Source organism: Mycobacterium sp. TY814 (genome assembly GCF_030755175.1).
GTDB lineage: Bacteria > Actinomycetota > Actinomycetes > Mycobacteriales > Mycobacteriaceae > Mycobacterium.
This window is the reverse complement of sequence record NZ_JAUFRY010000002.1, coordinates 664,619-688,680: the sequence shown is the minus strand read 5'-3', so window position 1 is coordinate 688,680 and position 24,062 is coordinate 664,619. Positions and strand designations below refer to the sequence as shown.

Annotated in this window: 20 protein-coding genes; 10 read left to right on the top strand and 10 right to left on the bottom strand. The window is 67.0% G+C overall.

Going from position 1 to position 24,062, the window contains the following annotated elements; all coding sequences use genetic code 11:
• Positions 1–20 precede the first annotated feature (20 nt).
• The 4 genes from QXH22_RS16750 to QXH22_RS16735 all read left to right on the top strand — a co-directional run bounded on the left by QXH22_RS16750 (position 21) and on the right by QXH22_RS16735 (position 5,011).
• On the top strand, positions 21–1,337 hold the full coding sequence (locus tag QXH22_RS16750; protein WP_306276358.1) for a sugar ABC transporter substrate-binding protein: 1,317 nt from the start codon (positions 21–23) through the stop codon (positions 1,335–1,337).
• An 89-nt stretch (positions 1,338–1,426) separates the two neighbouring features.
• Positions 1,427–2,161, top strand: coding sequence for a Crp/Fnr family transcriptional regulator (locus QXH22_RS16745; protein ID WP_306276357.1), 735 nt, complete (start codon positions 1,427–1,429; stop codon positions 2,159–2,161).
• Between the two features lie 97 nt (positions 2,162–2,258).
• Positions 2,259–3,941 carry a hydroxylamine reductase gene (gene hcp, locus QXH22_RS16740; RefSeq protein WP_306276356.1) on the top strand — a complete coding sequence of 561 codons (1,683 nt, stop codon included), beginning with the start codon at positions 2,259–2,261 and terminating at the stop codon, positions 3,939–3,941.
• Entirely contained in the window at positions 3,941–5,011 is a 1,071-nt protein-coding gene (locus QXH22_RS16735) for a 2Fe-2S iron-sulfur cluster binding domain-containing protein (RefSeq protein WP_306276355.1), read from the top strand. The genes hcp and QXH22_RS16735 overlap by 1 nt, the downstream gene beginning before the upstream one ends.
• Positions 5,012–5,053: 42 nt before the next feature.
• On the opposite strand, the gene QXH22_RS16730 is transcribed toward QXH22_RS16735, so the two are convergent.
• The 3 genes from QXH22_RS16730 to QXH22_RS16720 are packed head-to-tail and all read right to left on the bottom strand — an operon-like array spanning position 5,054 to position 7,102.
• Entirely contained in the window at positions 5,054–5,671 is a 618-nt protein-coding gene (locus QXH22_RS16730) for a TetR family transcriptional regulator (RefSeq protein WP_306248612.1), read from the bottom strand.
• 10 nt (positions 5,672–5,681) lie between these two features.
• Positions 5,682–5,882, bottom strand: coding sequence for a rubredoxin (locus QXH22_RS16725; protein ID WP_306248610.1), 201 nt, complete (start codon positions 5,880–5,882; stop codon positions 5,682–5,684).
• The gene (locus QXH22_RS16720; RefSeq protein ID WP_306248608.1) at positions 5,882–7,102 is read right to left on the bottom strand and encodes an alkane 1-monooxygenase; all 1,221 of its coding nucleotides are present in this window, start codon (positions 7,100–7,102) and stop codon (positions 5,882–5,884) included. The genes QXH22_RS16725 and QXH22_RS16720 overlap by 1 nt, the downstream gene beginning before the upstream one ends.
• Before the next feature lie 155 nt (positions 7,103–7,257).
• Between QXH22_RS16720 and QXH22_RS16715 the strand changes: the two genes are divergently transcribed.
• On the top strand, positions 7,258–8,595 hold the full coding sequence (locus QXH22_RS16715) for an adenylate/guanylate cyclase domain-containing protein (protein WP_306276352.1): 1,338 nt from the start codon (positions 7,258–7,260) through the stop codon (positions 8,593–8,595).
• Between the two features lie 5 nt (positions 8,596–8,600).
• Here QXH22_RS16715 and QXH22_RS16710 read toward each other — a convergent pair whose 3' ends face one another.
• From QXH22_RS16710 to ddaH, 4 genes are read right to left on the bottom strand one after another with little or no spacing between them, the layout of a single operon-like run.
• Complete coding sequence (locus tag QXH22_RS16710) at positions 8,601–9,479, bottom strand: universal stress protein (protein WP_306276350.1); 879 nt, start codon at positions 9,477–9,479, stop codon at positions 8,601–8,603.
• Positions 9,476–10,921 (bottom strand): amino acid permease, encoded by a 1,446-nt coding sequence (locus QXH22_RS16705; protein ID WP_306276348.1) that lies wholly within the window; start codon positions 10,919–10,921, stop codon positions 9,476–9,478. Before QXH22_RS16705 ends, QXH22_RS16710 begins: the two co-directional genes overlap by 4 nt.
• Positions 10,922–10,945: 24 nt before the next feature.
• Entirely contained in the window at positions 10,946–12,169 is a 1,224-nt protein-coding gene (gene rocD, locus QXH22_RS16700; protein ID WP_306276346.1) for an ornithine--oxo-acid transaminase, read from the bottom strand.
• Entirely contained in the window at positions 12,166–13,029 is an 864-nt protein-coding gene (gene ddaH, locus QXH22_RS16695) for a dimethylargininase (RefSeq protein ID WP_306248599.1), read from the bottom strand. Before ddaH ends, rocD begins: the two co-directional genes overlap by 4 nt.
• Before the next feature lie 127 nt (positions 13,030–13,156).
• On the opposite strand from ddaH, the gene QXH22_RS16690 reads away from it, so the two are divergent.
• The gene (locus QXH22_RS16690; protein ID WP_306276344.1) at positions 13,157–13,603 is read left to right on the top strand and encodes an Lrp/AsnC family transcriptional regulator; all 447 of its coding nucleotides are present in this window, start codon (positions 13,157–13,159) and stop codon (positions 13,601–13,603) included.
• 4 nt (positions 13,604–13,607) lie between these two features.
• On the opposite strand, the gene QXH22_RS16685 is transcribed toward QXH22_RS16690, so the two are convergent.
• Positions 13,608–14,456, bottom strand: a complete 849-nt coding sequence (locus tag QXH22_RS16685; RefSeq protein ID WP_306276342.1) for an energy-coupling factor transporter transmembrane protein EcfT — start codon at positions 14,454–14,456, stop codon at positions 13,608–13,610.
• On the bottom strand, positions 14,453–16,510 hold the full coding sequence (locus tag QXH22_RS16680) for an ATP-binding cassette domain-containing protein (RefSeq protein WP_371934246.1): 2,058 nt from the start codon (positions 16,508–16,510) through the stop codon (positions 14,453–14,455). The genes QXH22_RS16685 and QXH22_RS16680 overlap by 4 nt, the downstream gene beginning before the upstream one ends.
• 118 nt (positions 16,511–16,628) lie before the next feature.
• Here QXH22_RS16680 and QXH22_RS16675 point away from each other — a divergent pair, with 118 nt between their 5' ends.
• From QXH22_RS16675 to QXH22_RS16660, 4 genes are all read left to right on the top strand, one after another.
• Complete coding sequence (locus QXH22_RS16675; RefSeq protein WP_306276340.1) at positions 16,629–17,105, top strand: MarR family winged helix-turn-helix transcriptional regulator; 477 nt, start codon at positions 16,629–16,631, stop codon at positions 17,103–17,105.
• Positions 17,106–17,221: 116 nt separating this feature from the next.
• A complete protein-coding gene (locus QXH22_RS16670) occupies positions 17,222–19,717 on the top strand; it encodes an ABC transporter permease (RefSeq protein WP_306276902.1) in 2,496 nt (831 codons plus the stop codon).
• Positions 19,718–19,949: 232 nt separating this feature from the next.
• Positions 19,950–20,279 carry a hypothetical protein gene (locus tag QXH22_RS16665; RefSeq protein ID WP_306276339.1) on the top strand — a complete coding sequence of 110 codons (330 nt, stop codon included), beginning with the start codon at positions 19,950–19,952 and terminating at the stop codon, positions 20,277–20,279.
• Between the two features lie 259 nt (positions 20,280–20,538).
• The gene (locus QXH22_RS16660; RefSeq protein ID WP_306248585.1) at positions 20,539–22,479 is read left to right on the top strand and encodes an acyl-CoA dehydrogenase; all 1,941 of its coding nucleotides are present in this window, start codon (positions 20,539–20,541) and stop codon (positions 22,477–22,479) included.
• On the opposite strand, the gene QXH22_RS16655 is transcribed toward QXH22_RS16660, so the two are convergent.
• A complete protein-coding gene (locus QXH22_RS16655; protein ID WP_306276338.1) occupies positions 22,476–23,930 on the bottom strand; it encodes a NarK/NasA family nitrate transporter in 1,455 nt (484 codons plus the stop codon). The genes QXH22_RS16660 and QXH22_RS16655 overlap by 4 nt on opposite strands.
• Positions 23,931–24,062 lie beyond the last annotated feature (132 nt).

Genomic DNA, 24,062 nt, shown 5'->3' with positions numbered 1-24,062 from the left:
ACCCGCGAGCGAGGGCTCACGTGACTAAGCCAAGATTCTCGACCGTGTTCGCGCTGGCGCTCACGCTGACCGCCGCGTTGCTGATGACGACGGCGATTCTGATGGGCCGCGCCGGGGACAACGGCAAGATCGTGGTGACGGTGCGACTGTGGGCGGAACCCATCGCTCGCGTCTACCAGGAGTCCTTCCGGGCTTTCACGCGCACGCACCCCGACATCGAGGTGCGCACCAACATGGTGGCGTTCTCGAACTACTTCGACACCCTGCGCACCGACGTGGCCGGCGGCAGCGCCGACGACATCTTCTGGGTGTCCAACGCCTACCTCGACGCGTACGCCGACAGCGGCCGCCTGATCAAGATCGAGGGGCCGGACCAGGGCTGGGACCCGGCGGTCACCGAGCAGTTCACCCGCAACGGCGTCCTGTGGGGGGTGCCGCAACTCACCGACGCCGGCATCGCGGTGTTCTACAACGCCGACCTCCTGGCCGCGGCCGGCGTCGATCCCGCTGTGCTGGACACCCTGCGCTGGAGCCCCGGCAACGACGACACCCTGCGGCCGCTGCTGGCCCGCCTGACCGTCGACGCCGACGGGCACCTCGCCGGCACACCGGGTTTCGAGCCCCGGCGGGTGCGTCAGTGGGGATACAACGCCGCCAACGACCCGCAGGCGATCTACCTCAACTACATCGGCTCGGCCGGCGGAGTGTTCCAGCGCGGCAACGAGTTCGCGTTCGACAATCCCGAGTCGCTGCTGGCTTTCCGCTACCTCGTCGGACTGATCAACACCGACCACGTCGCACCGCCGGCCTCCGACACCAACGACAACGGCGACTTCTCCCGCAACCAGTTCCTGGCCGGCAAGATGGCGCTGTTCCAGTCCGGGACCTACAGCCTGGCCGCGGTGGCGCGCGACGCCACCTTCCACTGGGGGGTGGCGATGATGCCGATCGGCCCCAAGGGCCGCGTCACCGTCACCAACGGGATTGCCGCAGCGGGCAATTCCGCATCAAAGCACCCCGAGGCCGTGCGCCAGGTGCTGGCCTGGATGGGCAGCAGCGAAGGCAACGCCTATCTGGGCCGCGAAGGCGCGGCCATCCCGGCGGTGCTGTCGGCCCAGCCGGGCTACTTCGCGTACTGGAAGGCCAGGGGTGTGGACGTCGGCCCGTTCTTCGCGGTCCTGGGCGGGCCACGGATCCCGGCGCCCGGCGGGGTGGGATTCGCCGCCGGAAACGAGGCCCTGCAGCCCTTTTTCGACGACATGTTCCTGGGCCGAGGCGATATCGCGACGACGCTGCAGCAGGCCCAGGCCGCGGCCAACGCCGCCGCCTCGCGATAAGCCCCCGCGAGCAGACACATACTCACCCTGGAGCATGCGCTCCGTAGTGATTTTGTGTCTGCTCGCGGGGCTGGCTAGCGTCGATCCCGATGAATACCGACCTACACCAGGCCATCGCATCCGCTCCCATGTTCGGCGGACTCGACCCAGAGCACGTGGAGTTTCTGGCCGCGCAGAGCCGGCCCATCTTCCTGCCCGCCGGGCAGGTGCTGTTCCGCCGCGGAACACCGTCGACCGGGTTCTACATGGTGCGCGAGGGCCGCATGCAGCTTTCGGTGTCGAACTCCGAGGGCGTGGTCAAGGTAGTGGAAATCCTCAGTCCTGGAAGTGCTTTCGGCCACGCAGTGATGTTCCTGCACGAGCCGTACCCGGTGGACGCCACTGCGCTGGCCGACACCCAACTGGTCTTCGTCCCCGCCACGGCGGTCGACCGGGTGCTGGACAGCGATCCGGCGATGGCCCGCATCATGCTGGCTTCGATGGCGCGCCGACTGCAGTCGAAAGTCCAGGACATCGCCATGTTGTCGTTGCAGTCGGCCACTCAGCGGATCATCGCCTACATGCTCGGTGCCGCGGGCGCCGGTTCCTACGATTTGGCCGGTGGAGCCGCTTCATCGACTTCCCCGGGAGACGGCTCGGCCAGCGTCGAGTTGCCGGCCCTCAAGCAGGTGCTCGCCTCCCGCCTCGGGATGACACCGGAGACCTTCTCCCGGGCGATCCGCACTCTTTCGGCCGACGGGTTGATTCAGGTGAACGGCTCCGTGGTCGAAATCCCCGACCTCAGCGCGCTCGACGCACACGCGCGCAGCCAGTCGATTCTGTGACCGCCGACACAGCAGCCGCTTGATTTAGATCAAAGCCCGCCTCACCGCTCCTCCCTAGCGTGAGCACATCAGCCGCTCACAGCCACAGGAGATCCGCATGTTCTGCTACCAGTGCGAACAGACCGACCGCACCGCATCCTCTGACCGCCCCAATCTGCTGACCTTCGGATGCTCCGCGACGAAGGGCAACTGCGGAAAAGATGCCACCACCGCGGCGCTGCAGGACGTGCTGGTCCACGTGAACCTCGGCATCGGCCAGTACGCGCAGAAGGCACGCGAACTCGGCTGCCCCGACCCGCAGTTCGCCGCGCACGCCAGCTTCGACCTTTTCACCACCCTGACCAACGTCAACTTCAACGCGACGCGATTCATGTCACTGATCGCCGAAGCGGTCCGCGTGCGAGAGCAGGCCAAGCTGGCCTACGAAAACGCCGCCCGCGCCGCCGGCATCGAACCCGAGGCTGTATCTGGAGCAGCTCAATTCCTGCCCGCAGCAACCATTTCCGAAGTCGTCACCCAAGCCCTCGGGGTCGGGGTGGACGCCGGACTGGACGTCCTGGGCGCCGACGTCGTAGGCCTGCGCAACCTCAACCTCTACGGACTCAAAGGTGTCTGCGCCTATGCCCATCACGCGCACGCTCTGGGCTATCGCACCGACGAGACGGACGCCGGAATCGAAGCCAGCCTGGCGTTTCTGGCCGGCGGACCGTCCGACCCCGACGCACTGCTGGCGCACGCCATGGAGCTCGGTTCGCTGAACTACGCGGTGATGGCGATGCTCGACGACGCCAATACCGGCAGCTTCGGCAACCCAGCGCCCACCCCCGTGCGGGTCACCCCCGTCGTCGGCAAGGCCATCCTGGTGTCCGGCCACGACCTGCACGATCTGGCCCGAATCCTGGAAGCCACCGCGGGCACGGGCATCAACGTCTACACCCATGGCGAACTGCTGCCCGCCCACGGCTATCCCGAGCTGCACAAGCACACCCATCTCGTCGGAAACTACGGCGGCGCGTGGCAGGACCAGCAGCGCGACTTCACCGCCTTCCCTGGTCCGATCGTGATGACCTCCAACTGCCTCATCGAGCCACGCCCGGCCTACCGCAACCGCATCTTCACCACCGGTCCGGTCGGCTGGCCGGGCATCCGCCACCTCGACACCGCCGACCTGTCGCTGGTGGTGAGGGCGGCGCAGTCACTGCCCGGCTTCACCACCGAGGTGCCTGCCGAAACCGTCACCACCGGGTTCGGACGCGACGCGGTGCTCTCCGTCGCCGACGCCGTCATCCAGGCCGTGAAAGACGGTGCCATCAAACGCTTTCTGCTCATCGGCGGCTGCGACGGGGCCGCGCCGGGACGCAACTACTACACCGAGGTCGCTGACCACGCGCCCGACGACACCGTGCTGATGACGTTGGGCTGCAACAAGTACCGCTTCAACAGCCACGAGTTCGGCGACATCGGCGGCATCCCGCGGCTGCTCGACATCGGGCAGTGCAACGACAGCTACTCCGCGGTGCAGATCGCCCTCGCGCTCGCCGACGCCTTCGGCTGTGGCGTCAATGATTTGCCGCTGAGCCTGTTCGTATCGTGGTTCGAGCAGAAGGCCGCGGCGGTGCTGCTGACACTGCTGTCGCTGGGAATCCGCAACATTCGGCTCGGTCCGACCCTGCCGGCCTTCCTGACCCCGGCCGTAGTGGACATCCTCGTCGACAAGTTCGCGCTCAAGCCGATCGGCGACCCGGCGCGGGACCTGGCCGACGCGATGGCGGGTGCCTGATGACCGAGATAGCCGACACCCCGACCGACACTGAACTCCGGTGCTACGACGTGGTCCTGACCACCACCGAAGGAAAGCAGTCCACCATCCGATGCGATTCGCGGACAACGGTTCTCGAAGCAGCCGAGGGTTCCGGCCTGGTGCTGAAGTCAGCGTGCCAGGCCGGTGGCTGCGGGGCCTGCTCTGCGGTGCTGTCCGAAGGGCACGTGGAGATGGGCGACCACGATCCGGACGTCATCGAGACCCCCGAGGAGGAAGGCGGAATCCTGCTGTGCCGCAGCTATCCCCGCGCCGACTGCCGAATCGACTTGCCCTACGATCGCGGCCAGGTCGTCACCGCCCAGCCGACGCTGCACCGGGCCCGCATCAGCGGCCTGGACCCGGTAGCCGACACCGTGGTGCGACTGCGACTCACCCTACTGCCCGACAGCGACGGGTCGTGCTCCGCGGACTTCGAATCCGGCCAGTTCGTCCGTATCACGGTGCCCGGCACGGAGGCCCGGCGTGCCTACTCGCCCGCGAACGTCGCCAATTGGGACGGCACGCTTGAGTTTTACATCCGACTGCTTCCGGGCGGACTGATGTCGGAGTATCTGGCCGGAACCGCCGCGGTCGGTGACGATTTGACGGTATCGAGCGCACGCGGCGATTTCGCACTGGCCGAAAACGGTCTTCGGCCACGATGGTTCATCGCGGGGGGCACCGGGTTGTCGCCGTTGTTGTCGATGCTGGGCCGGATGGCCGAGTGGGGAGATGCCCAGCCCGCGCGGCTGTTCTTCGGGGTCACGCGGCACACCGAAGTGTTCGGCCAGGACCAGTTGCGGGCGCTCGCCTCGTCGCTTCCGGACTTCCGGTTCGACACGGTGGTGTGGCAGCCAGACCCCGAATGGGCAGGCGCCACAGGCAATCCGGTCGAGCTGGCGGCGGCGGAAGCGGCGCTGCTCGACGAGTGGCCCGACGTCTACGTGTGCGGGCCGCCGCCCATGGTCGACGCGGCGTATGCGGCCTTGACGGCGGCCGGCATACCGCGCGACCAGATCCACGCCGAGCGGTTCTCCGCCGTGCAGTAGCCCCGCCCGGGTGTCTGCTCGCGGGGGCTGGCGGACCGGTGACTAGTCCCGCCGGATCGAGTTGAGGAACGGCGCTAGAACATGGGCGATGGTCGTCGCCGCGTCCTCGGCACCGACCGGCGGCAGGGCGAGAAAGCTCAGCGCGGACCGGGCGATGGTCCGGCCGAGTACATGGGCATCAAAGGCTTCGGCCCCCACCCAGCTTCGCTGGAAGATCTCGGCCAGGTGTTCCGCGGCGTAATCAACGATGAATTGGCTTTCGACGGTGATCATCCGGAGTAGGTCATTGGGCGCGTCTTCAGTCCGCAACGCCCGCACCAGCGGATCGGTGTCGGCGTGGGTGAAGAATTGGCTGAATGCCGAGTGCAGGGTGCCGTAGCCATCGTCGGGATGATCATGGACCGCCGCCTCCATCCCGATGATGATGCTGTCGGTCAGCCGCAGCGCGTAGTTGCGCGCCAGACCCCGCCGCGTACCGAACTCGTTGTAGAGGGTGCCCCGGCTGATGCCCGCCGCCTTGGCGACATCGGCCATGGTGATCGTCGACCACCTGCGTTCGACAAGCAACCGCTGCATCGCGTCCAGCACCCCGTTGCGCATCAAGGCAACGGCGTTGTTCTGGTACGGGCTGCGGTTTCGCGGGGACGTCGGCTCAACCATCCACCCGAGACTATTGCGCATCGGGCTCAGCTCCTGCCGTCGAATGGGCGCGCCGCGGGTTGAAGTCGAACTTCTCTCGGACGCCGCAGTCCGGGCAGCGCCAGCCATCCTCCACGTCGTCCCAGCTGGTTCCCGCCGGATAGCCCAGATGAGGCGCACCCGTAGCTTCGTCGTAGACATAGTCGCAATCAGGGCATTTATAGGCGGCCATCAAGAGGCTCCGTACCTGGCGAGGACCTTGTCACGCTTGCGCGGATCGACGTTCACCCGGCTGATGTCGCCGCCGTAGTGCGCCATGACGCGATGGTCCATCAGCCGGCGCCACAGCGGAGGGAAGTAGGTCAACCCGATCAACGTGGCATATCCACTCGGCAGATTCGGCGCCCCGTCCATGCTGCGCAGGGTCTGGTAACGCCGCACCGGGTTGGCGTGGTGGTCGCTGTGGCGCTGCAGGTGGTACAGGAAGACGTTGGTGACGATGTGGTCGGAATTCCAGCTATGCACCGGGGCGCAGCGCTCGTAACGTCCCGACGGCGTCTTCTGCCGCAACAGTCCGTAGTGCTCGAGGAAGTTCACCGATTCCAGCAGCGACGCACCGTAGGCCGCCTGAATGATCAGGAACGGCAACACCTGCCATCCGAAAGCGGCCGTCAGCGCGCCGAACAGCACGAAAGACATCACCCACGCGTTGAGCACGTCGTTGTGAATACTCCACGCGGACTTGCCAAGTCGCTGCATCCGCGTCTTCTCCAGTTCCCATGCCGACTTCAGCGAGCCGAAGACGCTGCGCGGCAGGAACATCCAGAAACTCTCACCGAAGCGTGCGCTGGCCGGGTCCTCCGGGGTGGAGACGCGGACGTGGTGGCCGCGGTTGTGTTCGATGTAGAAGTGCCCGTAGAGGGTCTGGGCGAGCGTCACCTTGGACAGCCAGCGCTCCAGTTCCTCGCGCTTGTGGCCCATTTCGTGCGCGGTGTTGATGCCGACCCCGCCGATCACACCCATCGTCACCATGACCCCGATCTTGGAGATCAGGCCCAGGCCGCCGCTGATTCCCAGCCAGCTCAGGTCGTGCGCCGACCAGAGGTAGCACGCCACGACGAGGCTGGCCATCTGCAGGGGTATGAACGCATAAGTGCAGTACCGGTAGTACTTGTCGTTCTCCAGGTACTCGATCACGTCGTCGGGCGGATTCTGGTCGTCGGCGCCGAAGAAGGTGTCGAGAATCGGCAACAGCACGTAGAGCAGAATCGGTCCGACCCACCACAGCACCGGCGTGGCAGCGGTCCATCCGAACCGGCCGAATAGCCAGGCCATCCCGACGGCCGCCAGCAGGGACGTCGGAAGGATCAGGCCAAGGGGCCATAGGTATCGCTTCCGGTCCCGCCATACCGCGACGTCACCGCCGGTATTCAGCTTCACCATGTTCGCCATCGCGAACCTCCTCCGTCATCGTCTGGCCGCGGACGTCGTCGTCTGCTGCAATGAACATATCAGCTGATTTGTTCAACTGATGCATGAATTTGGTGATCTGTTCAGTCGCGAACCCGTGTTACTCTCCCGGACCCGCGAGGTGCCACCATCTCCGTATGAGTGACGACGGCGTGCGCTACGCCCGCAACGGCGACGTGCGCCTGGCGTACCGGATCTTCGGCGAATCCGGTCCGACGCTCATCTGGGTGCCGGGGTGGGTGGTCGGCAACGTCGACACCATCGACGAACCCGACAGTCCCTACCTGCGCGCCATCGAACTGACGTCGCAGCAGATGCGCCTGGTCGTGTGGGACCGGCGCGGCAGCGGCATCTCCGATCCTGCGACACACTTGCTGTCGCTGAACGAACGCGTCGAGGATCTCGCCGCGATAGTCGAAGCGGTGGGCATCGAGCGGGTCAGCCTGTTCGGTACCAGCGAAGGCGGCGCCGTGAGCATCCTGTACACCGCCACCCACCCCGATCGGGTCAGCCGGCTCGGGTTGTTCGGCAGCGCCGCCCGTTTTTCCCAGGATGCGCCCGACTATCCGTGGGGGTTCTCCCCCGCCGAGGTGCAATCCCAGCTCGACGAAGTCGAAAGAGACTGGGGCCGAGGCGCATTGGCCGAGATTTTCTACGGGACGGCTGCCGAGGTCTCCGGTGTCCGGCAACTGTTCGGCAAGCTACAACGTTCGGTGTCCAGTCCTTCGATGGCCAAGCTTTGGTGGCAGGCGTTCATGGAGACCGACGTACGTGCAGTTCTCGGCGCCGTGCAGGTGCCGACCCTGGTTCTGGCTCGTCACGGTGATCGCTTGGTGCCGGTGGAATCCGCGGCGGCACTCGCCGCCGGCATACCCAACGCCCGTTTCGACCTGTTGTCGCCGGGCCCGCACACCCCCTTCGACGTCCTCGATGAGCTGGGTGCAGCGGCCAACGAGTTCTTCACGGAGACCTCAGGCGCTCCGGCCGACGAGCGGGTCCTCAAGACGGTGCTGTTCACCGACATCGTCAGTTCGACGGAGAAACTCAGCGCGGTGGGCGACGCGGCATGGCGCCACCAGCTCAACAGCCACGACAGCGTGGTGGACAGCCTGCTCGCGCGCTATGGCGGAACACGCGTCAGCCACACCGGCGACGGAATTTTCGCGCTGTTCGATGCGCCGACGAAGGCGGCTCGCTGCGCGCTGCAGTTGGTGCCCGCCCTCGCCGCCCGCAATATCCCGATCCGCGCCGGCATCCATACCGGTGAGTGCGAGCGGCGAGGCGAGGAGTGGAGCGGCCTGGCGGTTCACATCGGCGCCCGCATCGGAGCGATGGCCGGGTCCGGTGAGGTGCTCGCCAGCCGCACCGTCCGCGATCTGTCGGCGGGCTCGGGGCTGCTGTTCGAAAGCCTTGGCGCACACCAGCTCAAGGGACTGCCGGAGCCTGTCGACGTCTACCGGGTGGAGACGCGTTAGCGACGTCAGCCGGGCAGCACCAGCACCGGCACCGGGCTGTGGCGAATGATCTTGCCGCTGCGGACGCCGAGGAACACTCGCCGGATATCGCCGCCCGGCGACGTGCCCAGCGTCAGGATCTCGCCGTCGACCCAGTCCGCGCTGTGCAGCGCCTCGACCCAGCTGCGCGCGGTAACCACCTGCAGTGCAACGTCTTTGCCCACGACGCCGTCGGCCTTCAGCGACTCCAGCACGTCGCGCGCCTGCACCGCCCACGCCTCGAGGATGCTGTCCTCGGCGTCCAGTCCCATATCGGGTGGATACATCGTCCGGCCCCGGACGGCGAAGGTCATCACCCGCAGCGGTACTCCCATCCGCTCGGCGTACGCCGCGCACTGGCGCACCACGCTCACCGCCTGCGGGATCGCGGAGTAGGCGCATGTCAGGCGGGTCAATCTGCCTGTCGTCGAGTGGTATCCGGGCGAGCTGATCGCCACCGGCACCGGCGAGGAGTGCAGCAGCCAGTCGGCGGTGGTACCGACCACCATCTGCACGCGCCGCACGCTCGGCAGCGAGCCGAGCACCAGCATCTCCGCGCCCACCTCCTCGGCCACTTCGAGCAATCCCGTCGATACCGAGCGGTGTGCACACTGCCGGTAGTTGACCTTGAGCCCCTCGGTCAACGGGGACAGAAAGGCCCGGGCCTCATTGGCGGAGTTCTCGGCGAGATGCTCGGCCCAGTGCTCGTATTCGGCGTCGACGCGGGCCAGCGACGGCGTGGGCCAGCCCTTGGGCACGATGGTCGCCACCGTCAGCGACGTCTGCAGTGTCCGGGCGATGCCGACCGCCAGGTACAGCCCCGAAAGGCCTACCTTGTCGGCCCGGTATCCGACGACGACGCTCACGGCGGGTTCTCATTCAAGGCGCTGTGATGCCGGCCCCACACGAAGTAGTAGATCAGCGTTACCGCGATCCAGCCGCTGAACGCCAGCCAGGTATACCAGTGCAGGCTTGCCAGGATGTACCCGCAGGCCAGCACCGAAAGCAGCGGTGTCACAGGATATCCCGGCACCCGGAAGGCACGCGGCAGATCGGGTTCGCGCACGCGCAGGATGATCACGCCCAGGGACACCACGATGAACGCCGTCAAGGTACCGATGGACACCATGTCCGCCAGCTTGTCCAGCGGCACGAACGCCGCGAGCAGTCCCGCGGCGACCGCGACGATGACGGTGTTGTTCACCGGGGTCATGGTCGTCGGATTCACCGTCGCGAACCGGGCGGGTAACAAGCCGTCGCGGCCCATCGCGAACAGGATGCGGGTCATGCCGTACATGGTGACCAGCGTGACGGTGAAGATCGAGATGACCGCGCCCGCGGCCAGCACCGTGCCGGCCCATCGACTGTGCGTGACGTTGTCGAGAATGGTGGCCAGCCCGGCATTCTCCTGGGCACCGAAGTCCTGCCACGGCTGAGTGCCGAGCGCGGACAGCGCGACCAGCAGGTAGACGCCGGTTACCACGACCAGCGCCGAGATCAATGCGCGCGGCATGGTCTTCTGCGGGTCCTTCACCTCGTCACCCGCGGTCGAGACGGCGTCCAGGCCGATGTAGGAGAAGAAGATGGTGCCCGCCGCCGTGCCGATGCCGGCGACACCGAACGGCGCGAAGTTCTTGAGGTGGTCGTCGTTGAAGGCGGTGAAGGCGATCACCGCGAACAGACCTAGCACGCCGAGCTTGATCAGCACCATGATCGTGTTCACCTTGGCCGATTCGCTGGCGCCACGGATCAACAACAGCGCGCACAAGACGATCAGGATGACCGCCGGCAGGTTGACCCAACCGTGCGAGACACCCGGTGGCGTCTTGTCCCATGGTGCCGCCGACAAGGCGTGTGGCAGTTCGACTCCCAGCAGGTTGTGCAGCAGCTTGTTGAGGTAACCACTCCAGCCGACGGCCACCGCCGCGGTGGCCACTCCGTATTCCAGCAGCAGGCACGCCGCCACGACCATGGCCACCGCCTCGCCCAGGGTGGTGTAGGCGTACGAGTATGACGAGCCGGAAACCGGCACGGCGGAGGCCAATTCGGCGTAGCAGATCGCGGCCAGCCCGGCCGCGATGCCGGCCACCAGAAAGGAGACGAGCACGCCGGGCCCGGCCTCGGGCACCGCTTGGGACAGCACGAAGAAGATTCCGGTTCCGACGGTCGACCCCACGCCGAAGAGGGTGAGCTGGAAGGTGCCGAAGCTGCGTTTGAGCTCAGAAGCGGCCCCCTGTGCGACGGGCGCACCACCTACCGGGCGGCGGCGCAGCATCTGTTCCCGCAGGGGGATCGAAGTAGTCGGCAACTGCGCCTCCCATCGCTGTGTCAGCTAAGTATGGGCCTCCCGCAGCACGGCGGCGAACTGCCCCACCAGCCAGTCGATCTCCGAGGCGGTGATCACCAGCGGCGGAGCGAACCGCAGCGTCCAGTCGTGGGTGTCCTTGACCAGCACTCCGCGATCGGCCAGCCGCAGGCTGATCTGCTTACCGGAACCCAGCTCCGGGTCGATATCGACACCAGCCCACAACCCGAAGCCGCGCACCGCCGTCACGCCATGACCGACCAGCGCACTCAACCCCTCGTGCAGGTGCGCACCCAGTCTGGCCGAGCGGTACTGGAAATCGCCGCGTGCCAGCATGTCCACCACGGTGGTGCCGATCGCAGCCGCCAGCGGGTTGCCCCCGAACGTCGAGCCGTGTTCACCGGGATTGAGCACGCCGAGGACGTCCCGGTCGGCGACCACCGCCGACAGCGGGACGACGCCCCCGCCCAGCGCCTTGCCGAGGAGGTAGACGTCGGGCACCACGCCCCACCGGTCACAGGCGAAGGTGTAACCGGTACGCGCCAATCCCGATTGGATCTCGTCGGCGATCATCAGCACGTTGTGCTCGCTGCACAGCGCACGCACCGCGGGCAGGTAGTCGTCCGGTGGCACGATGATGCCCGCCTCGCCCTGGATCGGCTCGAGTAGCACCGCGACCGTGTGCTCGTCGATCGCCCGGGCCAGGGCGGTTGCGTCGCCGAACGGCACGGAGCGGAATCCGGGGGTGAACGGGCCGAATCCGCCACGTGCCACGGGATCCGAGGAGAAGCTGACGATGCTGATCGTGCGGCCGTGGAAGTTGTTGTCCGCCACGATAATGTTGGCTTTGCCGGCCGGGACGCCCTTGACATCGGTGCCCCATTTGCGGGCGACCTTCAGGCCGCTCTCGACCGCCTCGGCGCCCGAATTCATCGGCAACACCATGTCCTTTTCGCACAACTCGGCCAGGGCCGCGCAGAAGGGACCGAGGCGGTCGGAGTGGAAGGCGCGGCTGACCAGCGTGACCGTATCGAGCTGGGCGTGAGCCGTCGCGATGATCTCGGGGTGGCGATGGCCGAAGTTGACCGCCGAGTAGGCGGCCAGACAGTCCAGGTAGCGACGGCCGTCCACATCAATGATCCAGGCCCCTTCGGCGCTGGCAGCCACCACCGGCAACGGTGAATAGTTGTGCGCTGCATGCCTTTCCACCAGCGCGATGGCCGTGTCGGTCAGGTCCGCCAGAATGGTCACGAGTGCACCTCCAATGTGCAGCACTTCACCGAGCCGCCGCCCTTGAGCAGTTCGGACAGGTCGACGCCGATCGGCTCGAAGCCGTACGCCCGTAGCTGTTGCGCGAATCCCGTTGCCGCGGAGGGCAGTACAACGTGGTAGCCGTCGGAGACGGCGTTGAGCCCGAAGAGGTATGCGTCGGGGGTGCCGACGGTGATGGCCTCGGGGAACAACGCCCGCAACTGGGTCTGAGCCGATTCGCTGAACGCCGGCGGGTAGTACGCGATGGTGTGCTCGTCGAGCACGGCCAGCGCGGTATCGAGATGGTAGAAGCGCGGATCCACCAGTTCGAGCGACACCACCGGCATTCGCAGCGCAGCGGCGATCTCGGCGTGCGCGCGAGGGTCGGTGCGAAACCCGTAGCCTGCCAGCACCATATCGCCGACCAGCAGCAGATCACCCTGGCCTTCGTTGACGTGACGGGTGGACACGGGCCGGTAGCCGATCGAGGCCATCCAGTTCGCGTAGGCCCGGGACTCGTCGGCACGCTCGGCGAACCGGAACCTGGCCACGACGGCGACCTCCTGGGCGACGAAACCGCCGTTGGCGGCGTACACCATGTCCGGCAGGCCTGCCACGGGCTCGACCACATCGACCCGGTGGCCCAGCCGAACATAGGTTTGGCGCAGCCGTTCCCACTGGGCCGTGGCGCGCCCGACGTCGACCGGCGTACTGGTGTCCATCCACGGGTTGATCGCGTATTCGACGGCGAAGAAGGTCGGCGGTGTCATCGCATAATGCCGGGCGGTCGGAGTGCGGTCGCGCCCCGTGACGTGCCGGGCCCCCGGCGCGAATCGGGCGTCCACATAGTTGTCCGTCATAAATATCAACGCTATGGGGCCGCTATGGCGCAAGCAAACGAACTACATTGCGCACTTACCGTTGATTTATTGCGCTAGGCTTCGCACAGTGACGATCTGTTGCGCATACGACTGACGGAGGTGTGGTATGGACCGACTGGACGACACGGACGAGCGCATCCTGGTCGAACTGGCCGAGCATGCCCGGGCCACCTTCGCCGAGATCGGTCAGAAAGTGAACCTCTCCGCACCGGCGGTCAAGCGCCGCGTCGACCGGATGCTCGACAGCGGGGTGATCCGGGGCTTCACCACCGTCGTCGACCACAACGCGCTCGGCTGGAACACCGAGGCCTATGTCCAGGTGTTCTGCCACGGCCGGATTGCGCCGGAGAAGTTGCGCGAGGCGTGGGTGGACATCCCCGAGGTGGTCAGCGCAGCCACCGTCACCGGCACATCCGACGCGATCCTGCACGTACTAGCCCGGGACATGCGGCACCTGGAGACCGCGCTGGAACGCATCAGATCCAGCGCCGACATCGAGCGCAGTGAAAGCATCGTGGTGCTCTCGAACCTGATCGACCGGATGCGGCCGTGATCGACTAGTGCGCGGAAAGGATCGTCTGAATCGCCACACCCGCGCCGCAGACCAGCGCGGCGGTCGTGATCGTCAGCCAGTCCGCCAGCCTGGGCCGCCGCGGGTGGGCCGACAACTGACCGGTGCCGCCGCGCGCGGTGATGGCATCGCCCATCTCGTCAGCGCGGCGCAGCGTCACGGTGATGGTGGCCGCGAGGAGGTCGATGACCTCCATCCGGCGTTGCTGGCGCTTCTCTCTGCGACTGCGCGGCACCGGTTTCGGCCGCAGCCGCCGCGCCGCGTACAACACCTGGAACTCGTCGATCAACATGGGGAAGGCGCGCAACGCCAACGCCAGTGCCACCGCCCACTCGTCGATCGGCAGCCGCAGCAGCCGCAGCGGCCGGCCCAAAGTGGCCACCGCAGGCCCGATTTCGGCGACGTTGGTGGTGTAGGACACCAGGCCGCCCAGCGCCAGCAGCACCAGTGTCAGCGCGGTGATCCGCAGAAAATTCAGGAAACCGCCGAGTCCTAGCTCAAGCCCGGATACCGAGACCAGCGGATCACCGCCGGCCAGCGCCGCGGTGAAACCACCGATGAAGATCACGATCCACAGCCAGCGGGGTATCGACGGCAGCGCACCGCGCGGGATACGGGCGATCCAGATCGCCGCCAGCACCAGGGCCGCGGCGCACCCGATGGTCACCCAACCCGGGTAGAACGCCAGCAGCACCGAAATGCCGAATACCACCAACAGTTTCGTCCCGGCCCACAGTTCGTGGATGGGCGAGGAGCCGGGAATGGGAACCAGCAACACCACCGGGCGACCGGGTCGGCGGTTCTCTCGCTGCCGCGGATGAGACGTCGTCGTCACGCCACGCCCCCCGGTCGTACGCCGGACGTTGAGGCCGGCTGCAAAGCACCGTCACGCAGGTGCAGGGTGCGCGGACAGAGGCTTTCCATCCCGACGAGGTCGTGCGAGATGACCACCACCGTCAGACCCCGCTCCCGCCGCAGATCCTCCAGCAGGCGCAGGAGGCCGCGCTGACTTTCGGCGTCCAGGCCGGCCAGCGGCTCGTCCAGAATCAGGGCTTTCGGCTTGCAGGCGAGCAGCCCGGCCAGGACCACCCGGCGCATCTGGCCGCCACTGAGCTTGTCAATGCTGCGGCCGGCCAGCGCAGGGTCGAGTCCGACCACGCCGAGTGCCGAGATGACCCGGTCGCGGTCCTTGTGCGAAAAACCGGCCGCTGACGCCACTTCCAAGTCGACGCGACTGCGCATCAACTGCAGCCGTGCCGCCTGGAACGACAGTGCCACCGCGCCCACCTGCTCGTCGGTGGGGCGGCCGTCGAGCAGGCAGACACCACTCGTCGGGGTCGTCAAACCCGCCATCACCCACGCCAGCGTCGACTTGCCCGAGCCGTTGCCTCCGTGGATGAGCACGCCGTCGCCCTGTTCCACGACGAAGTTGATGTCGCGCAACGCCGTCTTGGCCCACGGGGTTCCGATGCCGTATTCGTGCCCGACACCCACGAGTTCGAGCGTCGACCCGCTGCGTGTTCCGCCCACTCCCACGGTCGGCAGCTGCGCGTCTCCGGCGGGCTGCACCATCCCGGAGTTGTCCGGGGAATCACTGAGTTTGATTGTCCGGTCGGCAGATTCGGCCTCGTTGTTGTAGTGCGTGATGTGCACCAACGCCGTCTTGTGCCGTTTCGTCAGGCCGGACAACACATTCAGCAGGCCCTCGCGGCCCTGCTGGTCCACCATGGTGGTGACCTCGTCGGCAATCAGCATGGCGGGCTCGCGGGCCAGCGCGGCCGCGAGCGCCAGGCGCTGCAGTTCACCGCCGGAAAGGCTGCCCGTGTCGCGCTCGGCCAGATCTTCCAGTCCCACCTCGCGCAGCAACTTCTCGACGTCGGTCGTGGTCCCCGGCGGCAGCCCCCAGACCACGTCGTCGGCGACGCGGGTGCCGAGCACCTGACTCTCGGGATGTTGCAGGACGACGGCGGTGCCGCCGAGCTTGCCCAGCCCCACCGCCCCTGGCCGCTGCACCGTGCCCGACGTGGGCTCCCGGCCGGCCAGAATCAGCATCAGCGTGGTCTTGCCGGAGCCATTGGCGCCGGTGATCGCGACGTGTTCGGCCTCGCCGATGTCCAGGCTGATCTCGCGCAGCGCGTCCTGGCCGGCTCCGGGGTAGCGGAATCGCACGTGGTCCAGCCGCACCGGGACCGGGCCGACGGTGGCGTCGGGGACATCGCCCTGCGGAGCGTCCAGCTTGTGCACGTCCGGGATGCCCCGCATCCGTTCCAGCAGGCGGGACAGCGCCCACCACCCGATCAGGGAGATGAAGACGACCCCGAGAGCCACCGCGCCGAGCAGGACCAGCTGCCAGTAGTGCAGAGCGCCGGCGTAGAGCTTCTTGAGCCAGAACCCGGCATCCTGCAAGCCGACCCGGCCGAAGAACGAGGCCAGCCCGTTCACGTTCGCGCTGATCGCGTCGCGCATCAGGTGCCGCAGGCGCGTCAGCACCATCAATATCCCGACGTTGGCGGCGCCGAACACCAGGCCGGCGATCACCGACGTAACCACGACGGTGGGCGTGCCGCGTCCCCGCCGCTTGATGATTCCGGTGAGCCCTCCGATATAGGCGCTCTGGATGACGCCCATCAATCCCCCGCCGCCGGCGATGATGAAGGCGATGACGCTGGCCGCGACCGTCGCGGTGATCAGCACGCGCAGGCGATAACGGTAGGCCAGCAACCCGGTGGGCACGGTGCCGAGCAGCGCGAGCCCCGCGGCGAACGGCACCACGACGGAGATGATGGCGGTCACCGCGCACAGCGCAGCCATCACCGATGCTTGCGCCAGTTCACTCGGTCGCAGCGGTCCACCCCGAGCGCGCGAAGGGGGTGGCCCGGTCTCGCTCACTCGACCGATTCTGCCAGGTCCGCTCGTCGCAGGGTGACCAGCACACGGGCCGCCGGGCATTTGGGGTGACGCCTTTCACGATTGGTCTCGCATAGCAAAGCTATGCAACGATGGATGTATGACTTCGTCCGCCGCGGCAAAAGACGCTGACGTCGCGCACGGTCTGGGAGCCGACCTGTTGGCAGTGGTCGCGCGGTTGAACCGGCTGGCCACCCAGCGGATCCAGATGCCCTTGCCGTCGGCGCAAGCCCGGCTGCTGGCAACCATCGAGGCCCAGGGGGAAGCCCGCATCGGCGACCTGGCCGCGGTGGACCACTGTTCCCAGCCGACGATGACGACTCAGGTGCGCCGGCTCGAGGATGCCGGGCTGGTGTCCCGGACCATCGACCCCGGTGACGCCCGCGCGGTCCGTATCAAGATCACCCCCAATGGTGTTCACACGCTCAACGCGGTGCGCAGGGACCGGGCCGCCGCCATCGCACCGCAGCTGGCCCGTCTCGACGCCGGCGACCGTCAGGTGCTGACGGAAGCCGTCGAGGTGCTGCGGCGTCTGCTGGAAAACTCCGCTACCACACCGGGCCGCCACACACTCTGATCCGGTCATTGCGAGTGGAGGGACCGCCTCAGCGGGTAGACACTTGAGTCAGCACTCCACGATGAAAGGTGACGGCCATCCCTGACGTCTCCCCGTTGACCGTGTGGGTCGGATCGATGCGGTACGTCTTCGCGCCGGGCCGCGACGTGATCGTGGGGCACGGCGGACATTGCGACGTCCGACTGGACCCCGGCGGCCCCGACACACAACCCGTCCCCGATGTGGTGCTGCGCTTCGCCGGTACCCACTGGCTGGCCGTCGATCAGAGCCATCAAGGCTTGTTTCTGGATGGGGCGCGGATGTCGACCATCGATATCCGGGACGGTCAGACGATTGTGATCGGCGACCCGCAGCGCGGGCCGCGGCTGCGCTTCGAGGTCACCGCACCCGACGACGCCCCGCCCCCGACCACCGATCCGCTGGGAGTGAAAACTCCGCTGCCGCAACCTGTTCGGGCGCACGACGCCGAACCCGCGACCACCAGCATCCCGGCGCAGCCTATCGGGGAACCCGCGACGACCAGCATCCCCGCGCAGCCCGTCGCCGCACCGGCAGACCCACCCACCACCAGCATCCCGGCGCAACCCATCGGGGAACCCGCTACCACCAGCATCCCCGCCGCACCGGCGGACCCACCCACCACCAGCATCCCGGCGCAGCCCGTCGAAGAACCCGCGACGACCAGCATCCCGGCCCAGCCCGCCGCCGTATATGGCCCCGTCGAGCACTCCCCGCTGGAGCGACCCACCAGGCCATTCCGGTACGTGCCGGCGGACGAATCTGCCGCCCCGCCGGCACCGGACGACGCCCCGGCCACGGGCCCGGGCCTGCTCGAGCGTATGACCGAGGCGGGCCGGAAACTGCTGCCCGGCGACAACAGACCCGACGAGCTCCCGCCCCAGACCAGCCGGTTGCCGCTGCTGCCGGGCGCGCGCACCATCGGCGTCGCCGGGTATCAGCTGGGACTCACTGTGGATGGCCGCGAGGTGCTGTCGAACGTGACGTTCACGGCGCCCCCGGGCTCCCTGATCGCCGTGGTCGGGCCGTCGGCGGCACGCAATTTCGCCCTGACCGGTCTGCTCGCCGGCAGCCGGCCGGTGAGTTCGGGTCTGCTGACCGTCGACGGTCACGACGCGCACGCCGAGCCCGACGTGATGCGCCTGCGCATCGGGGTGGTTCCGCGCGACAACCGGGTGCACCCCCGGCTCACCGTGGAGCGCGCCCTCGCATATGCGGCCGAGCTGCGGCTGCCGCCGGACACCTCGCCGGAGAACCGTGACCGGGTCGTGCACCAGGTCCTCGACGAACTCGAACTCACGCCGCATCGCACGACCCGGGTCGCCAAGTTGCCGCCCGAAGCGCGCCGGTGCGTGTCGCTGGCGGTCGAACTGCTGACCAGGCCGTCGCTGCTGGTGGTCGAGGGGCCGGGGGCCGGGCTTGACCCGGTCCAGGAGAACCACGTGATGGCGCTGCTACGCCGCCAGGCCGACCTCGGCTGCGTGGTGGTGGTGTCCGGCACGTCGCCGGCCTACCTCAACATGTGCGACCAGGTGCTGCTGCTCACGCCGGCGGGCCAGTTGGCGTTCGCCGGGCCGCCCTCGCACATCGACTCGGCGCTGGGCACCACCGACTGGCTGGAGATCTTCGGGCGAATCAGCGCGGACCCGCACGGCGCGCACCACGCCTTCCTGATCAGACAACAGGCTGCGGTCTCGCCGACGCCGCCGTCGATCGCCAGACCACAGCGGCTCGCACCCGTGCCCGGCGTCAAACGTCAGTTCCGGCTGGTGGCCCGTCGGCAGTTGCGGCTGCTGGCCGCCAGCCTCGTCTTTTCGCTGTTGCTGCTTGCGCTGCCGTTCGCCCTCGGCGCGCTGACGCTGCTGATCCCCGGGAATTCCGGGTTGAGCCGGTCCGGCCCGTCGTCGGCGAATGCGCACGAAGCGATCGAGATCCTGGCCGCGCTCAACTTCGCCGCGGTCCTCATGGGCACCGTACTGACGATCGGGAGCCTGGTCTCCGAACGCCGGATCTTCCGGCGGGAGCAGACGATCGGACTGTCGGCATCGGCCTACCTGATGGCCAAACTCGCCGTCTTCGGCCTGATCGCCGCGGCGCAGGCCGCCGTCCTGACCGCCATCGTGATCGTAGGCAAAGGCGGGCCCAAGCATGGCGCGGCGCTGTTCGGCACTTCCCCACTGGCAGCGGGCATCGAGCTGTACGTCACCGTGGCGGCGACGGCCGTCGTGTCGGCGATCGTGGGGCTCGCGTTGTCCTCGCTGGGCAAGTCGATGGCCGAGGTGCTGCCCCTATTGATCCCGGCGTTGCTGGCCTCACTGTTGTTCGCGGGCGGACTCGTCTCGCTGGTGGGTACCTGGGGTTACGACCAGGTCTCCTGGTTCATTCCGGCTCAATGGGGCTTTGCGGCCGCCGCAGCCACCGTGGACTTGCGACGGATCGACAAGCTGGCCGATCACAACGCGATGTGGAGTCACTATTCGGGCTGGTGGGTGTTCGACATGCTCATGCTGGGACTGCTCGCCCTGGTGTGGCTCGGGTTCGTTCGCTACCGGTTGCGTCCGGCGGCCACGTCGCCACGCCGCGACAAGGCCTGACTGCCCGACGTAAACGGCGCGCGGTGCCCGCGCTGCACAGCACAACTGGTAACCCGCAAGCCCGCAATTGGCACGTCCGGGCGCAAGAATTTCGCAAACCAGCGCCAATAATCTCCATCCAAACAGAGATCAAGAGCCATTTGATGACCTGACAATGGCTCGAATGCACTGGCGCGCGAACCACCTGTGGGGTGTTTCCCGCGCCTGCGTGTGGGAACAAAGGAGAGCCGTCATGCGACTGACCAACACAACCAGGAAAGTCCTCGCGGCCTCAGCGCTGGCCGGGTCCGCGGTACTTACCGGCCTGGGTCTGGGTGTCGCCCACGCGGACACGACGCAGCCGCACCGGTGGTGCCCGGGCAACCCTAAGCAGATGCCCTATGTGACGAACCAGTTCGTCGACTGGGACTGGAGCGTCTGCCACACCTGGTATGCGACCAACTACGGGATGGGCAACCTGACCTCGCAGGGCATGCCGATCTCCATGTGGGACGGCGACAATCCGCCCATCGAGGCGATCACCATCAGGCAGTGCCCGCCGATCAGCTTCATGTGCCCCTAGTCGCACACGCCAGCCCCGCATTCCGCTTTGCCGCACGATAGCGTCGCCATAGTGCGCCAATTATCGGTGCGCTGGCCAATTCCCTTGTGCCGGAATCAGATCAAAATGCCCGGGTACCCTGCCCGACGGTGCTCGGCGTGGTCGTGGCTGACGGCAACGAACACGACGAAGCACGACATCACTGAAAGATTTCTGCGACACACTGTGTTCATAGGGCTGAGCTGTTCCGGCAGAGCAGGCGACGGGCTACGGTCGGGTCATGGCATCCGACACCAAAAGCACTGCCGACTACATCCGCGACGCGCTCGACGGGCGTTGGCGGGACGTGAAGAACGAGACGCGGGCCAAGCTCTCGCACGAGGCTTTCCGTCCGCACCACACCCCGAACACGGTCATCGCCCGCGCGAAGGTCGCCGAGCAGATGCAGATGATGGCGGCCGCCGGCGTGTCGGACGAAGGGTTCCGCAAGGAGCACGGCGGCACCGGTGACGTCGGAGCGGCGGTCACGATGATCGAGATGCTGGCCATGTCGGATCTGTCCCTGATGGTCAAGGCCGGTGTCCAGTGGGGCCTGTTCGGCGGCGCCGTGGAGAACCTGGGCACCGAACGCCACTCCTCTTATGTGCGGGACATCATCACCCTCGACCTGCTCGGCTGTTTCGCGATGACCGAGACCGGACACGGCAGCGACGTCCAGTCGCTGGAGACGACGGCCACCTACGACGCCGAAACCGAAGAGTTCGTCATCAACTCCCCCACCCCGACGTCGCGCAAGGACTACATCGGCGGCGCGGCCGAGACCGCAACCATCGCAGCGGTTTTCGCGCAACTGATCACCCATAAGGACGGCAAGCCGGTCAATCACGGCGTGCACTGCGTGCTGGTCCCGCTGCGTGACGCCGACGGTAACGACCTGCCGGGGGTCACCACCTCGGACTGCCACTACAAGGGCGGCCTGCCCGGCGTCGACAACGGCCGCATCATGTTCGACAACGTCCGGGTGCCGCGAGTCAACCTGCTCAACAAGTACGGCGAGGTCGAACCGGACGGCACCTACACCTCGCCGATCGACAACGCCAACCGGCGGTTCTTCACGATGATCGGCACGCTGATCCGGGGCCGGGTGACCGTGGGTGGCAGCGCCGGTAACGCGGCGCACGTCGCGCTGGACATCGCCACCCGTTATGCGTTGCAGCGCAGGCAATTCAGCGCGCCCGGCGATGACGACAACGAAGTGCTGATCATGGACTACCTGGTGCACCAGCGGCGGCTGTTCCCGCTGATCGCCCGGTCCTACGCGCTGCAGTTCGCCCAGAACGAGCTGGTCTCCAAATGCCACGACCTGCAGACCTCCGACGTGGTGGACGCCGAAGAACAGCGTGAGCTGGAGGCGCGTGCCGCCGGGCTGAAGGCGGCCAACACCTGGCACGCGTCCCGGGCCATCCAGGAGGCCCGGGAGGCATGCGGCGGCGCGGGCTACATGGCCGAGAACCGGCTGATCGCCCTGCGGGCCGACACCGACGTGTTCACCACCTTCGAGGGTGACAACCATGTGCTGACCCAGCTGGTGGCCAAGGAACTGCTCACCGCCTACGCCGACGACATCAAGAGCATGAGCCCGGTCGAGTGGGTGCGTTTCGCGGCGAATACGGTGGGCGACCGGGTGAAGAAACGCACTGCGGCCGAAGCGATCATGCAACGCATCGTCGACGCCAGACAGGACAACGAGGAAGAAGGCAGCCTGTTCAACCGCGGCACCCAGGTGCAGATGTTCGAAGATCGCGAGGACTACCTGCTGTCGTCGGTGGCGCGCCGCCTGCAAGGCAAATCCAAGGAGATGTCGGCCTTCGACGCTTTCAACACGGTGCAGGACCACGTGTTGCACGCCGCGAAGGCGCACATCGACACGGTGGTGCTGGAGGCCTTCGTCGCCGGCATCGAGTCATGCCCGGACCGGAAGGCGCGCGAGCTGCTGGGGGTGGTGTGCGACCTCTACGCGTTGTCGGTGATCGAAGAGGACAAGGCGTGGTTCATCGAGCACCGGTACCTGTCGACCGAGCGCGCCAAGGCGGTCACCCGGGGCATCAACGACCGGTGCCGGGTGCTGCGCCCGCACGCCCGGACGCTGGTCGACGGGTTCGGCATCCCGGAGCAGCTGCGCTACGCAGAGATGCTGCACCCGGAGAACCTCCCCGACTAAGCCTTGCTCACAACGAGTTCCGCCGACTGCACCACCGGGGTGACGGCGCGGCGGACGTAGGCCTGCCAGGTCAGCGCGGCGGCCGCGGCGTAGCCGCACATGAAGATCCAGAATGCCTCGGTGCCCGCACCGGTGCTCTGGTACGACGCCCGCAGCGCGAGGTCGATTCCGACCCCGCCGAGCGCGCCGACCGATGCCACGAACCCGATGACGACGCCGGAGATGATCCGCGACCATTCCCGGCGATCGGCTTCGGTGATGTCGAGCGAGCGACTGCAGGCCTCGAAGATCGTCGGGATCATTTTGTAGACCGATCCGTTGCCCAGCCCGGACAGCACGAAAAGGGCTATGAAGCAGGCGAAGTAGCCGGCCATGGCGGCGCCGCCGTGCTGGCGGTGCTGGTGGGCGCTGGCGACGATCAGTAGTCCCGCGGTGAACGTCATGCCGGTGAACACCATCAGCGTCAGGCGGCTGCCACCGATGCGGTCGGCCAGCCGGCCGCCGTAAACCCTTGCCACAGCTGCCAACAACGGGCCCAGGAAGGCGAGTTCGGCGGCGTGCAGACTGGCTTGGGCGACGGTTTCCCCACCGGCCACGAAGTTGTTCTGCAGCACCTGGCCGAACGCGAAGGAGAATCCGATGAACGAGCCGAACGTGCCGAGGTAGAGCAGCGAGAGCAGCCACGTGTCGCGGGTGGCGAACATCGCCGCGATGATCGGCCGCAGCTTTTCCGGCTTGACGTGATGCTGCGCAACGGTATTCATCGATCGGGTCACCCCGATGCATGCGATCACCAGCGACACCGCATACAGCCCGCACACCAGGTAGGGCTTGCGGTCACCCGCGGTGGCGATCACCAGTAGCCCGACCAACTGGATCGCCGGTACCCCGAGATTGCCGATGCCGCCAGCCAATCCGAGGGCGGAGCCCTTGAGACGCTGCGGATAGAAGGCGTTGGCGTTGCTCATCGAGGCCGCGAAGTTGCCGCCGCCCAATCCGGTGAGCGCAGCGCAGATCAGGTACGGCCACAACGGCAGACCGGGATGCATCAGCAACACCATCGTGCCGACCACCGGGACGATCAGTGCTGCCGACGAAATGATCGCCCACTTTCGCCCGCCCAGGACCGCAGTGGCCACCGAGTAGGGCATGCGCAGGCACGCACCGACCAGGGCCGCGGTAATGACCAGCAGCAGCTTGTCGCCCGTCGAGAATCCGTACACGTTCTGCGGCATGAACAGTTCCATCACCGGCCACAGCGTCCACACCGAGTAGCCCAGGTGAACGGTGACGACCGACCACAACAGGTTCCGTCGCGCGATGAGCTTGTTCCCGGCCTCCCAGGCCACCACATCCTCGGCGTCCCAGTGTGAGATGTGACGTGGGCCACGACGATTGGCCGCAACGACGTCACATGACTCCGCTCGCCGCGGCAGCGTCTGCAGGTCCATGACCCTCCTTCGTCTTTCGTGCACGATCTCTCGCACGGAAGACCAAGCGTGCCAGCGGAACCTGGGTCAAGCACGCCGTAAGCAGCCTGAAACTGCTGTAGGTGTGCTGTAGAAGTGCTGAAGGGGGCGGCG